Genomic DNA, 13,537 nt, shown 5'->3' on the forward strand with positions numbered 1-13,537 from the left:
CGAGATCGATATCCATAAAAAGAGGGCCGCAATCGTGGCCCTCTGTCTTATTTGCCTGGCGGATTAACCGGCCTTGACGCTGCGGCGACGCTGCAGCCAGACGATCACCCCGAACAGCAGGAAGCCCGGGATCCACATCCACTCCTTGGTCCAGCGCTCGGTCGGCGCCTTGACGGTGAGGATCTCCTGATCGAACTCCAGCCCCATGGTGGCGGCCGGGCTACCAAAGGCGACGTTGTCGATCAGCGTCTTGCCATCCTGCTCATAGAGGCTCAGCCCCAGATTGGCCAGCCGCTCTTCGCCATTCGCCCCATCCGGTACGGCGACCAGCAGGGTGAACTTGCGTGGCTTGCCCACTGCATCTTCACCGAGGATCCGCAGCCGCAGGGTGCTCTCTGCTTCCACTTCACCCATGGTTTGGGCCAGCTGTGCAGGCGGGGTCTCGCGATAGGGGTCGTGCACCATGTCCATCCAGAAACCCGGGCGGAACAGGGTAAAGGCGACCAGCAACAGCAGCACGCTCTCGTACCAGCGGCTCTTCACCAGGAACCACCCCTGAGTGGCGGCGGCGAAGATCAGCATGGCGATGGTCGCCACGATGAAGATCAGCACGCCGTGGGCGAAGTCCACGTCGATCAGCAGCAGATCGGTGTTGAAGATAAACAGGAACGGCAGCGCTGCGGTACGCAGGCTGTAGTAGAAGGCGGTGATCCCGGTCTTGATGGGATCGCCCTTGGAGACAGCGGCTGCCGCGAAGGAGGCCAGCCCCACCGGTGGCGTCACATCCGCCATGATGCCGAAGTAGAATACGAACAGGTGCACCGCGATCAGCGGCACGATCAGCCCGTTTTGCTGCCCCAGCGTCACCACCACCGGCGCCAGCAGGCTGGACACCACGATGTAGTTGGCAGTGGTCGGCAGCCCCATGCCGAGGATCAGGCTCAACAGGGCGGTGAGCAGCAGCATCAGCAGCAGGTTGCCCATGGAGAGGAACTCCACCAGATCCGCCAGCACCAGACCGACCCCGGTCTGGGAGACCGCACCCACGATAATCCCCGCGGTGGCGGTGGCAATGCCGATACCGATCATGTTGCGGGCACCGGCAACCAGCCCTTCCCGCAGATCCACCACGCCATCAGCGACCGTGCCGTAGTCGTGCTTGCCGTCCTTGCGCAGCCAGTTGAGCAGCGGGCGCTGGGTCAGCAGGATGATCACCAGCATCACGGTCCCCCAGAAGGCCGATAGCCCCGGCGAGAGGCGTTCCACCATCAGGCACCATACCAGTACTACCACCGGCAGCAGGAAGTGCAGGCCGGAGAGCAGCACGGCGCGGGTGTTGGGCAACTCGGTGAGCGGCTTGTCGGGATCTTCGGCAGGCAGTGGTTCATTGCTGGCGGCGATCTTCAACAGAGCCACATAGGTGGCAGCCAGCAGTACCGAGATCCCCGGCAGGGCGTAGTCACCCAGTGCAGGTTTGAGCCAGCCGAGGCCATAGTAGACCGCCAGTGACAGGCCGCTGATGAGGGCCGCGCCAAAGGCAAAACCGGTCAGGCGACGCAGCCAGGGTTTGGGTTGATGGTTGCCGATGGGCTGCATGCCCAGTTTCAGTGCCTCCAGATGGACGATGTAGAGCAGCGCTATGTAGGAGATGGCGGCAGGCAGGAATGCGTGCTTGATGATCTCCACATAGGGGATGCCCACGTATTCGACCATCAGGAAAGCCGCAGCCCCCATCACCGGCGGCATGATCTGGCCGTTGACCGAGGAGGCCACTTCCACCGCCCCCGCTTTCTCTGAACTGAAGCCCACCTTCTTCATCATCGGGATGGTGAAGGTGCCGGTGGTCACCACGTTGGCAATCGACGAGCCGGAAATCAGACCGGTGAGGCCGGAGGCGACCACTGCCGCCTTGGCCGGGCCGCCACGAAGGTGACCGAGCAGGCTGAAGGCGAGCTGGATAAAGTAGTGACCGGCACCGGCCCGCTCCAGCAGGGCGCCGAACAGCACGAACAGGAACACGAAGCTGGTGGAGACGCCAAGGGCGATGCCGAACACCCCTTCGGTGGTGATCCACTGGTGGTTGGCCAGCGCGGTAAAGCCTACTCCGCGGTGTGCCAGCAGGCCCGGCATCCAGGGGCCCGCCAGGCTGTAGACCAGAAAGACGATGGCGATGACCGCCAGTGCCGGCCCCAGGGCGCGGCGCGCCGCTTCCAGCAGCAGCGGAATGCCGATGCAGGCGGTCACCAGATCGGCGGTGGTGAGGGTGCCGGGGCGCAGCGCCAGCGCTTCATACATCACGAACAGGTAAGACGCGGCGCCAGCGGCGATCAGACCGAGGGCGATATCACCGAGGGGAACTCGATCCCGCGGCGAGGAGCGAAACGCCGGGAACACTAGAAAAGCGAGCAACAGGGCAAAGGTGAGGTGAATGGAGCGGGTTTCGGTGTCATTGAGTACGCCAAACCCCACCATGAAGGGGAGTGGCGAGGCGATCCAGAGCTGGAACAGGGACCAGGCCAGCGCCAGAGCTGTGATGAGCCAGCCCATGATGCCCAGCGGCAGGCGAGCGCCCACATCCTGGGCGATCAGTTCCTCGGTAGAGAGTTGTTTATCTTGCATAGGGTTAACTTGTGCCAACGAGTACAACAAGAGCGACACCCGCCCCCGCAATCAGGCGGCAGACGGGTGTCGAAGAGAGTGACAAAGGCCCCGGGGCCTTCAATCAGAGCCAGCCGCGCTCTTTGTAGTAGCGGGCAGCCCCTTCATGCAGCGGTGCAGAGAGACCCACCTTGATCATGTCGGCCTCTTTCAGGTCGGCAAAGGCAGGGTGCAGGCGCTTGAAGCGATCCAGGTTGTCGAACACCGACTTGACCAGCTGATAGACCACTTCCGGATCGGTTTTGGCGCTGGTGGAGAGCACCGCTTTGCCACCGATGGAGGGGGTCGGCTTGTCGCTGCCCTTGTAGATGCCGCCCGGGATCTCGGCCTTGCTGTAGTAGCTCTTCTCAGCCAGCAGCTTGTCGATGTCGGCGCCAGTCACAGGTACCAGAACTGCATCTGTGGTGGTGGAGGCTTCCTGAATGGCGCCGTTCGGGTGACCCACGAAGTAGCTCATGGCATCGATGTTGTTGTCACCGAGGGCGGAGGCTTGTTCGGCCGGTTTCAGCTCGGAGACCAGACCGAAGTCACCCTTCTTCCAGCCTTTGACCGCCATGATCTCTTCCATGGTGTCACGCTGGCCGGAGCCCGGGTTGCCGATGTTGACGCGCTTGCCCTTCAGATCGTCGAAGCTGGCGATCTTGGCATCGCGGCGAGCCAGGATGGTGAACACCTCGCTCTGCAGGGAGAAGACGGCGCGCATATCGTCCATGGCCCCTTCGGCCTGGAACGGCGGCAGCCCCTTCATCGCCTTGAACTGGTGGTCGGATTGCATGATGCCGAAGTTGAATTCACCGCTGCGGATGCCGTTGACGTTGGCAACACCGCCGCCACTGGCCGGGGCGTTGCACTTGATCTGGTGATCGGCGGCGCCGCGATTGAGGAAGCGGCAGATGGACTGGCCAGCGACATAGTAGACGCCGGTCTGACCGCCGGTGCCTATAGTCACGAAGCGCTCCTGCGCTTGTACCGGACCACCGAATGAGACACCGACCAGAGCCGCCGACAGGGCGCATGCCAAAGTTAATCCTTTCATTTTTTCTCCCTTTTCTTTGATTTTGTTTATCCGATCCCCGGATAAATTGATGGCAATCCCGTTCTGCGCCGGGCTTGCCCGCTCTTCTCGTTGCGCGAAAGCGGGGGTGTTGATTACCCCCTTTCCGGCAGTCACCCCATCCTGTGGTGAGGCTACCGACCTCCTGTCGGTCGAAGATAAATTGGCCCCTGAGGGGCCAAATAAAAAGTTGCAAGCACTCCGATTAAGCACATTCACCCAACATAAATCAAACGAAATGGCAAAATCACGGAGTTTAATCTTGAGAAACATGACCTTGATCATTCATTTTCTTGCCGAAGATTAATTTGATATGAAGGGAAATGGAAGAGGGAAAAACTACGAGAGGATTCTTATGCGGCCCTTGCGTGACAAGGGCCGGAGTCATGAGAGATCAGTTGGCCGGGGTGGCCAGATCCAGGATAAAGGCGTATTCCAGCGCGATATCCTCGTAGGCTTTGAAGCGGCCCGACTTGCCGCCGTGGCCGGCGTCCATGTCGGTGTTCAGTAACAACTTGTTATCATCTGTTTTCAGCTCGCGCAGCTTGGCGACCCACTTGGCGGGCTCCCAATACTGCACTTGCGAGTCGTGCAGCCCGGTGGTGACCAGCAGGTTGGGGTAGGCTTGCGCCTTGACCTGATCGTAGGGGCTGTAGCTCTTCATGTAGTCGTAGTAGCGCTTCTGGTTCGGGTTGCCCCACTCGTCATACTCCCCGGTGGTGAGGGGGATCGACTCGTCAAGCATGGTGGTGACCACATCGACGAACGGCACCTGTGCCACCACGCCGCGATAGAGTTCGGGTGCCTGATTGATGACGGCCCCCATCAGCAGGCCGCCGGCGCTGCCGCCCATGGCGTAGACCTGATCCCTGGCACCGTAGCCTTGCTCAACCAGCGCCTTGGTGACATCAATGAAGTCATTGAATGTGTTCTGCTTTTTCAGCAACTTGCCATCTTCGTACCAGTGACGGCCCAGCTCTTCGCCACCCCGGATATGGGCGATGGCGTAGACGAAGCCTCTGTCCAGCAGGCTCAGGCGCGAGCTGCTGAAATCGGGATCCATACTGGCGCCGTAGGATCCATAGCCATAGACCAGCAGCGGATTCTTGGGCGCATCGGCCTGCTCTTTCTTGAACTTGTCCTTGCGATAGACCAGCGACACCGGCACCGATACACCGTCGCGGGCGGTCACCCAGAGCCGCTCGCTGGCGTACTGGTCGGCCTTGAAGCCGGCCACCGGCTGCTGCTTGAGCAGGGTGCGCTTGCCGCTCGCCATATCCAGCTCATAGGTGGAGGCGGGGGTGGTCATGGAGGAGTAGCCATAACGCAGGGCGCTGGTATCCGGCTCCGGGTTGTAGGCGAGCCAGGTGACATAGGCGGGATCATCGAAGGCGATCTCCTTCTCGTCACCGCTCTGCCAGTTGATCTGGCGCAGTCGGGTCAGCCCCTTGTTGCGCTCTTCCAGTACCAGCCAATCCTTGAACAGGGCGTAGCTCTCCAGCAGTACCTCCGGATTGGGGGCAATCACCGCCTTCCAGCGATCGACCGGGCTCTCCTTGGTCTCGTAGAGGCCGAAGTTCTTGCCATCCTTGTTGGAACGCACATAGAAGCGGCCGCGGTAGTGATCCAGGCTGTATTCGTGATCCACCTGACGGGGCAGGAACAGGCGGGGGGCGTGCTCCGGCTGGTTGGCATCGATCAGCCGCGCTTCGCCGGTGGTGGTGCTGGAGAGGGCGATAACGATGAAATCTTCCGAGGTGGTGGCGTAGAGGCTGATGTAGAAGGAGTCATCCTTCTCCTCGTAGACCAGCTTGTCCGTGGCCGGATCCGTCCCGAGCGTATGGCGATAGACCTGATAGGGAAGCAGGGTCTGCGGGTGCTTGCGCACATAGAAGACGGTCTTGTTGTCGTTGGCCCACACCAGATTGCCGGAGGTATTTTCCAGTTTGTCGGTGGCCCACTGGCCGCTCTCCAGATCGAGGAACTGGATTTGGTACTGACGACGGGAGAGGAAATCTTCCGCCACCGCCAGCCAGCGGTTGTTGCGGCTCACCTCAAGGGCGCCGAGGGCATAGAACTCGTGCCCTTCTGCCCGCTGGTTGCTGTCGAGCAACAGACTCGCCTGCTCTTCACCGAGCTTGGTGCGCGAGTAGATCCCGTACTCCTTGCCCGGCTCATAGCGGGTCTGGTAGCGGTAGCCATTCTTCACATAGGGTACCGACTCATCCTGCTGGGGGATGCGGGCGACCATCTCTTTGTAAAGCTGTTCGCGCAGGGGCTGGGTCGGCTTGAGCATGGCCTCGGTATAGGCGTTCTCGGCCTTGAGATAGTCCAACACCTCGGGCTTCTGCCGCTCGTCGTCACGCAGCCAGTAGTAGTTGTCGATGCGGGTATCCCCGTGTTTTTTCAGAGTGCGGGGATGTTTGGCGGCCACGGGCGGCTGGATTGGATGTTCGCTTGTCAGCATGGCGGGCTCTTCATTGGCATAAGTGGGGGGGAGAACTGTCAGAAAGGCTAGCAGCAGAACTCCTCGGGAAAAGGTAAACATGTCGCATCCTTGGCGCTGGAAAGGGTTGGTAGACCTGAGCATCGGCTCCATGAATTGGCGTTAAATCTGCCCCTTGTTGCCGGTGGTTGCAAGCAATCCCTTGTTATTGCAGGAAATGTAATCAAAAAAAGCCGCTATCTCGCGATAGCGGCCCTCTTTCTGGCCATGAGCGGCAAGAGTCAGCTCAGGTGTGCCTCACATGATATGGGAGTGCCGGTTCATGGCCAGTTGTCGTCAGCCGGGGTAGCTCGACCAGCGGTTGGTCGCGCCCTCGTTGCTGATACTCAGTACCTCATAGGGATGGCCCGGAATATCCATGCCCGGTGCACTCTGGGGCATGCCCGGAATGGTCAGGCCACGGATCGCCGGTTTTTCCCTGAGCAGCTTTTGTACATCGGCGGCCGGGACATGCCCCTCGATCACATAGCCATTTACGATACCGGTATGGCAAGAGGCCAGTTCCGGCGCGATACCGTATTGCTGCTTCACTGCGCCGAGCTGTTCGGTTTCGATAACGTCCAGTTCGAAGCCATTCTGCTCCATGTGCTCGTTCCAGCTTTGGCAGCAACCACAATATTTGGATTTGTAGACGGTCATCTTCTCGGCCGCGAGAGCCGAAAAGCTAACGGTACCGGCCAGCATGGCCAGTAACAGGGGTTTGTACATCACTCACCTCAGATTGAAAGAAAAGATGCCCGATACGGGATGCGTTTCAGATCTGGATGCGTGGGGGACGTTCGAGCCGCTCGCACGGGGCGTCCGGCATAAAGAGAGAGGGGGAGGCGAAGTCGGGGGTATCCGGTTCCAGCACGGCGACCGTCAGGCTGTCGCTGCCTACCAGCGTCATCGAGAGGGCGGTGGTAAAGCTGCCGCAGGGCATCGCTTTTTCCAGGGTGCGCTCGCTCTGGCTGCAGTGGGTAGTCAGGGTACAGAGGTCGGTTGCGGCCCGGCTGCCAAACGACATCAACACCAGCACCAGACTCCACAGGGGGAGCCAGCGACGGGCGTGAGCGAGTTGGCGACGGGTGAGAACCATGGAATGACTCGAAAATAACAAGGGGCACATGGTAACCCTGTGCCCCGGGGGAGGGTCAAGCCCTCCCCATGGTGTCAGTCAGCCAGGATTAAGGTTGCTGACGGGTCGCCGCCAGCACGATCTCGCGCACGCAGACGTTGGCAGGCTGGTTCCAGGCGTAGAGCACGGCATCGGCGATCACTTCTGGCGCAATGACGCCACCCATCTGATCTTTCCAGTCGTGGTAACCGGCCTTGATGCTCTCGTCAGTGGTATGGCTGAGCAGCTCGGTCTCGACCGCACCCGGGGCGATGGTCACCATCCGCACGCCGACATCGGCCACCTCTTCCCGGATGTTTTCGGTCAGGGCGTGCACGGCGAACTTGGTGGCACAGTAGGCAGCATGGTTCGGGAAGGTCTTGCGACCGGCGATGGAGCTGATGTTGATGATGGTGCCGCTGCGGCGCTCCTTCATGCCTGCCAGCACTGCGTGGACGCCGTTCAGCACCCCCATCACGTTGATGTTGAGCATCTGCTGCCATTCGGCGGGATTCTGCACATCGGCCTGACCAAGCAGCATGACACCGGCGTTGTTGACCATGCAGCCGACCGGGCCAAATTTGGCTTCTGCCTGCTGGACGGCGGCCTTCATGGCGGCGGTGTCGGTCACATCGACCCCGATGCAGAGGGTATCGGGCAGGTTCAGTGCCTGCATCGGCTCGACCCGGCGGGCCAGCAGCAGCAGCGGATGACCGGCGGCAGAGAAGGCACGGGCGATGGCGGCACCGATCCCGGCGGAGGCACCGGTGATCACGACGAGAGATTTGGACATGGGTCTTTCCTTCTGATTCAAGAGTCGGTTTGAGCAAACAGGTGGCTGGCCAGCACGGAACCCAATCACTATAGTCACTGCATCTATAAGTGATAAATATTGTTTTCCGCTGGTTATCATCTGAAAAAACTATGGTTGGTTTATGCTGGACTTGAGATTGCTGCGTTTCTTCATCGCCATTTATGAAGAGAAGAACATCACGGCGGCGGCCGAGCGTTGCCACGTCAGCCAGCCCTCCCTCTCGGCGGGACTGCGCCAGCTGGAAGAGGCGCTCGGTGACAGCCTGTTTGTCCGGGGCAAGAAGGGGGTGGTGGCGAAAGATCCGGCCCACTATCTCTATCCCCACGCGGTCAAGCTGGTGGAGGAGGCGCGCCGTCTGCCGGAGCTGTTTCGCCAGAAAGCGACGCGTGCGAGGCTCAATATCGCCATCATGCCGGACTTGAGTCGCCGTCGGGTGGCCGGGCTGTTGCAGCAAGTACAGAGTGTGCTGCCGCAGCTGGATCTCACCCTCTCCGACTACACTACGCCCGCCGACTGCCGCTTGACGCTGGATGCCTTGCGCCGGGAGGACGAGATCTTTCTGCCGCTCTGGGAGGAGGATTACGTGCTCTGCGTGCCGGTCGACCATCCCCTTGCCAGTCGCGAAAGGATCGAGCTGGCCGAGCTGCAACATTATGATTTTATTGAGTGCCCGCCCTGCGAAGCCCATCAGCAGACTATCGGCCTGCTGGCCTGTGACCGGCTTACCCTCAATCTGGTGGCCAAGGCCGAGAGCAAGGGGCTGGTGATGGCGCTGGTGCTGGCGGGGGTCGGCATCAGTTTTCTGCCGGACGGGCTGGTCGAGGATGAGGCGGGGCTCTGTACCCTGCCGGTGAGCGGGCCGCGGATGTTTCGCCGGATCGGGCTCTGCTATCCCGCCCACCAGACCCTCAATCCGGCGCTGCGGGAGCTGATCCCCGAGTTGGCAGGCTATGGCGCTTCCTGATAAGGTCGCTCTCCTGTGCACCTTTACGATGCAGCTCCCCAGACTCCCCTTTTCTGTTTACCTCGCCTTGCACCGCAAGGCTTTGTTCGGGTGATGTGGTCATGAAACGCATTCTGGTTATTTTTTCCCATCCCGCGCTGCAGAGCTCGCGGGCCAACAAGCAGCTGTTGCAGGCGATTGAGGGGCTGGAGGGGGTCACGGTTCACGACCTCTATCAGCACTATCCCGACATGTTCATCGATGTGAAGCGGGAGCAGGCGCTGCTCTGTGAGCACGACATCATCGTCTTTCAGCACCCGTTTTACTGGTACTCCTGCCCGGCCATCATGAAAGAGTGGATGGATCTGGTATTGGAGTATGGCTACGCCTACGGCCCCGAAGCCCACGCCCTCAAGGGCAAGCAGTGGCTGAGCGCCATCACCACCGGCGGGGCGCCGGAGTCCTACTGCAGCGAGGGTTACAACAGCCGACCGCTGCTCGATTTTCTGCTGCCATTTCAGCAGGCGGCCACCTTGTGCGGCATGAACTGGCTGCCCCCTTTCGTGCTGCACTCCTTTCACAAGATCAAGGATCCCGCCGCCCTGCGCCGCTGCGGTCAGGATTATCGTCAGCTGCTTTGCGCCCTGCGTGACGATCAGCTGACCCCGGAGCAATTGGCCGGGCAACCTTATCTGCGCGACTTGCTGGAGGTGCTCTGATGAAACACGGGCAGCTTGTTGGCCGAGCTTATGAGCCGGATCTGATGTTCACACGGAGGGCCGACTGATGGGCCACGGTATCCTGTTTGATGCCTTTATCTATCTCTCCGCCGCCGTTATCGCGGTGCCGCTGGCCAAACGCTGGGGGCTGGGCTCGGTGCTCGGCTACCTGCTGGCGGGGATCATCATAGGCCCCTTTCTGCTGGGGCTGGTGGGGGAACAGAAGGATGTGATGCACTTCGCCGAGTTTGGCGTGGTACTGATGCTGTTTCTGGTCGGTCTTGAATTGCGTCCGGCCCTCTTGTGGCAGCTGAAAGGGCCGATCCTCGGCACCGGTGGCCTGCAGGTGCTGCTCACCACGGCGGTGCTGACCGGCGTGGCGTACCTGATCGGTCTGCCGCTGCAACAGGGGCTGGCCATCGGCCTCATTCTGGCGCTCTCCTCCACCGCCATCGTGTTGCAGAGCCTGCAGGAGCGCAAGCTGATGCAGAGCGAGAGCGGTCGCTCCGCCTTTGCGGTGCTGCTGTTTCAGGATATTGCGGTCATTCCGATCCTGGCGCTGCTGCCGCTGCTGGCCATGGCGCCGGTCGCCAGCAATGGCGGCTCCGAGCTGGCGGGGTGGCAACATGGTCTGCTGGTGGTCGCGGCCATCTCTGGTATCGTTCTGGGCGGTCATTACCTTATGCGGCCGGTATTTCGTGCCATCGCCCAGTCCCATATGCGGGAGATCTTCGTCGCCGCCGCTCTGCTGCTAGTGATCGCCATCGCTGTGCTGATGGAGTCGGTGGGGCTCTCGCCCGCTCTTGGCTCTTTTCTCGCCGGTGTGGTGCTGGCCGACAGCGAATATCGCCACGAGCTGGAGGCCGACATAGAGCCGTTCAAGGGCTTGCTGCTCGGCCTGTTCTTTATGTCGGTGGGGGCGGGGATCGACTTCGGGCTGTTTGCCGAGCACCCCTTCCTGATACCCACTCTGGTGGTTGGCCTGATGGTGCTCAAATGGCTGGTGTTGATGGCGCTCGGCTTCATCATCCGCATCTCGCCGAGTCAACGCTGGACCTTCGCACTGGCGTTGGCGCAGGGGGGCGAGTTTGCCTTCGTGCTCTTTTCGTTTGCCGCGCAAAACCGGGTGCTGCCCGGTGAGACCATCTCGCTGCTGACGCTGGTGGTGGCGCTCTCCATGGCGCTGACCCCGCTGCTGCTGATCCTCAACGATCGGGTGATCCAGCCCTGGTTCGATTACCGTAACCAGAGCGACGCACCGCAGCATGAGCAACCTGAGCTGGTGGAGCATCCGGTGATTATCGCAGGCTTCGGCCGCTTCGGTCAGATCGTGGGGCGTCTGCTTCATGGTCACGGCATCGGCACCACCATCCTCGAGCAGGATGCCAGCCAGATAGAGACCCTTCGCAAGTATGGCTATCAGGTCTTCTATGGCGATGCCAGCCGGATCGATCTGCTCCATGCCGCAGGGGCGCACAAGGCGAAGCTGCTGGTGCTCTCCATCAATGATCCGGCCACCTCGCTGGCGGTGATCGAGATGGTGCAGAAGCACTTCCCGCACCTGAAGATCCTGGCGCGAGCGCTGGATCGACCCCATGCCCACGAGATCCTGCGCCACGGGGTCGAGAGCGTGCACCGGGAAACCCTGGGCTCGGCAGTCGATCTGGGGGTGGAAGCCCTGACCCAGCTTGGGTTTAGGGCCAACCAGGCCTGGCGGGCGGGGCAGACCTTCAAGCAGCACGATAACTGGCTGTTGCGTGAGCAGGTCAACTATCTGGACGACGAACACACTTATATCAACAAGAGCCTGCAATACCGGGAGATACTCTCCGATCTGTTGCAAGACGACGAGGAGGGGCAGGAGCGTATCCATGCCCACAACTGGAATAGCGGGCTACCCGACGACGACAAGGAAGCAAAATGATTGCCTATTACCCCATGTTCAAACACCTGCATATGACGCTGGCGCTGGTCAGTCTGCTGCTCTTTATCTATCGCTGGAGTCTGGCGCTGGCCGGCAGCGATCGGTTGCAGCAGAAGTGGCTGAAGATCCTGCCCCATATCAACGACACCTTCCTGCTGCTGTTTGGTGTGTTGCTGGCGGTGGCCTTGCAGTTGAGCCCGGGTCAACAACCCTGGCTGATGGCCAAGCTGATTGCACTGGTGCTCTATATCGGTCTGGGTGTCATGGCGCTCAAGCGGCCGGCCCGCGGTCAGAAGCTGATGGCCGGTGTGGCGGCGCTGGCGGTGTTTGGCTACATGGTCGGTGCGGCCATCACCAAGTCAGCCTGGTCGTGGCTGACGTGATTTGGCTGGGAGGGAGGATTGCCTCCCTCCGGCTATCTCAAAAGAATAGATTCAGAAAAATCCTACGCCCCTCTATGTTAGCCTGCCTCTCCACTTAGTTTTCTTCGATACGCTTAGCTTGTCTGAAAACGTCAAGTTAGCTGTGTTTATCCATATTTTTTCTTATCAATCATATATATACGTAGTTTTGTATGAAAATGGCGACAGTTGTCGCTACAAAACTTACGACATAGACTGTCGCAAGTTGCGACTAGCATACAGTCAACGCTAAACCAGTGAAGGCATGCACCATGAGTAAGAAGCTGTTACGACAACTGACCTTGGCGCGTTGCATCCCGCACCGCCCTTACAAGCTGACCGCCAGCCAACTTCAGGTAAAACTGGAAGAGGAAGGCATCCATGTCAGTCTGCGTACCGTGCAACGGGACCTGGAGGAGATGTCCGGCATGGGACTGTTCGACCTCACCTCGGATGAGCGCAGCAAACCCCATGGCTGGTGCTTCGAGCGCCACGGCCTCAACGACTTTGCCAATATCATGCCGCTCTCGCTGGCGGTGGCCCTGAAAACCTGGAGTGATCAGGCGAGCCAACTGTTGCCGGCGAGTGTACTGACTGAATTGAATCCGCTGGTCGACAAGGCGAGCCAGGTGATCCGCGACAGCCAGAGTGAACTGGCCGAACGCTGGCTGGAGAGTGTCCACCAGTCACCGCGCCCGTTTGCCGGCAACCCGGAGATCCGTCGCAGCACCCTGATCCGCGATGCGCTCTGGCGTGGTCGCAAGTTCAGTGCCGAGATCCAGCGCGTGATCAAAGAGCGCACCGTGTGGCTCTGCTACGACCGTATCAACCCGCTCGGCATTCTCAATCAGCCGGACGGGCCGATCCTGCTCTGCACACTATCCGAGCTGGATCCCAAGGTTTACGGCATCCCGTTTGACCATATCAAGAACGTGGAGCTGACCAACTTCAGCGCCACCCAGCCGAAGGATTTCAATATCCAGAAGCTGATCCGCGATCAGGGCTATCAGGATGTGAGCGGCCCGATCCGCTTCGTCGGCCGGATCGATGCCAACAGCCAGTCGCTGGTGGATAACCAGATCCCCGGCAACAATCCGCGCATGACCCGCTATGACAAGCGCAGCGTGGTGGTGGAGACCGAAGTGCAGGACACCCCGGAGTTTCGCAGCTGGTTGAACAACATCGGCGGTGAACTGGAGGTGCTGGCACCGGAATCGTTGCGCAAGGCCTATCTCAATCCGGCCAACCGCTTGAGCTGATTAAAAAATTGGAATGTTGAAGAGTCGAGCCTGGTCTCGGCTCTTTTTTTGCGGTTTTTTTAAGCATATTTATTCAACTAATTTTTAAGTCTTAACGTCAGGATTGAACCGTTTTCCTGCCCCGTTTTTGGGGGCGAAACCCGTGTAAGAGATCTGCCATAGC

At 60.2% G+C, this 13,537-nt stretch carries 12 protein-coding genes; 6 read left to right on the forward strand and 6 right to left on the reverse strand.

Annotation, left to right across the window (positions count from 1 at the left end; translation table 11 throughout):
- Positions 1–63 precede the first annotated feature (63 nt).
- Both G5137_RS05995 and G5137_RS06000 read right to left on the reverse strand, forming a co-directional pair.
- A complete protein-coding gene (locus tag G5137_RS05995) occupies positions 64–2,619 on the reverse strand; it encodes a TRAP transporter permease (RefSeq protein ID WP_151287165.1) in 2,556 nt (851 codons plus the stop codon).
- A gap of 103 nt (positions 2,620–2,722) precedes the next feature.
- A complete protein-coding gene (locus G5137_RS06000; RefSeq protein WP_005339950.1) occupies positions 2,723–3,694 on the reverse strand; it encodes a TAXI family TRAP transporter solute-binding subunit in 972 nt (323 codons plus the stop codon).
- Positions 3,695–3,743: 49 nt separating this feature from the next.
- Here G5137_RS06000 and G5137_RS06005 point away from each other — a divergent pair, with 49 nt between their 5' ends.
- Entirely contained in the window at positions 3,744–4,019 is a 276-nt protein-coding gene (locus G5137_RS06005) for a hypothetical protein (RefSeq protein WP_421244869.1), read from the forward strand.
- 87 nt (positions 4,020–4,106) lie between these two features.
- On the opposite strand, the gene G5137_RS06010 is transcribed toward G5137_RS06005, so the two are convergent.
- From G5137_RS06010 to G5137_RS06025, 4 genes are all read right to left on the reverse strand, one after another.
- Positions 4,107–6,260: a S9 family peptidase gene (locus tag G5137_RS06010; protein WP_203119388.1), complete on the reverse strand. Its 2,154-nt coding sequence runs from the start codon at positions 6,258–6,260 to the stop codon at positions 4,107–4,109.
- A 234-nt stretch (positions 6,261–6,494) separates the two neighbouring features.
- Entirely contained in the window at positions 6,495–6,926 is a 432-nt protein-coding gene (locus G5137_RS06015; protein WP_005348551.1) for a DUF411 domain-containing protein, read from the reverse strand.
- Positions 6,927–6,972: 46 nt separating this feature from the next.
- On the reverse strand, positions 6,973–7,296 hold the full coding sequence (locus tag G5137_RS06020; protein WP_005357652.1) for a hypothetical protein: 324 nt from the start codon (positions 7,294–7,296) through the stop codon (positions 6,973–6,975).
- 88 nt (positions 7,297–7,384) lie between these two features.
- Entirely contained in the window at positions 7,385–8,107 is a 723-nt protein-coding gene (locus tag G5137_RS06025; protein WP_064337502.1) for an SDR family oxidoreductase, read from the reverse strand.
- A gap of 142 nt (positions 8,108–8,249) precedes the next feature.
- On the opposite strand from G5137_RS06025, the gene G5137_RS06030 reads away from it, so the two are divergent.
- The 5 genes from G5137_RS06030 (at position 8,250) to G5137_RS06050 (ending at position 13,374) form a co-directional block, all read left to right on the forward strand.
- Positions 8,250–9,092, forward strand: coding sequence for a LysR family transcriptional regulator (locus G5137_RS06030; RefSeq protein WP_236302354.1), 843 nt, complete (start codon positions 8,250–8,252; stop codon positions 9,090–9,092).
- 101 nt (positions 9,093–9,193) lie between these two features.
- Positions 9,194–9,790, forward strand: coding sequence for an NAD(P)H-dependent oxidoreductase (locus G5137_RS06035; RefSeq protein ID WP_149153744.1), 597 nt, complete (start codon positions 9,194–9,196; stop codon positions 9,788–9,790).
- 67 nt (positions 9,791–9,857) lie between these two features.
- Complete coding sequence (locus G5137_RS06040) at positions 9,858–11,714, forward strand: monovalent cation:proton antiporter-2 (CPA2) family protein (RefSeq protein WP_421255067.1); 1,857 nt, start codon at positions 9,858–9,860, stop codon at positions 11,712–11,714.
- On the forward strand, positions 11,711–12,097 hold the full coding sequence (locus G5137_RS06045; RefSeq protein ID WP_421255068.1) for a SirB2 family protein: 387 nt from the start codon (positions 11,711–11,713) through the stop codon (positions 12,095–12,097). Before G5137_RS06040 ends, G5137_RS06045 begins: the two co-directional genes overlap by 4 nt.
- A gap of 290 nt (positions 12,098–12,387) precedes the next feature.
- Positions 12,388–13,374: a helix-turn-helix transcriptional regulator gene (locus G5137_RS06050; protein ID WP_005339987.1), complete on the forward strand. Its 987-nt coding sequence runs from the start codon at positions 12,388–12,390 to the stop codon at positions 13,372–13,374.
- Positions 13,375–13,537 lie beyond the last annotated feature (163 nt).

The sequence above is a fragment of the Aeromonas sp. 600282 genome (assembly GCF_049175755.1).
Taxonomy (GTDB): Bacteria; Pseudomonadota; Gammaproteobacteria; order Enterobacterales; family Aeromonadaceae; genus Aeromonas; species Aeromonas veronii_A.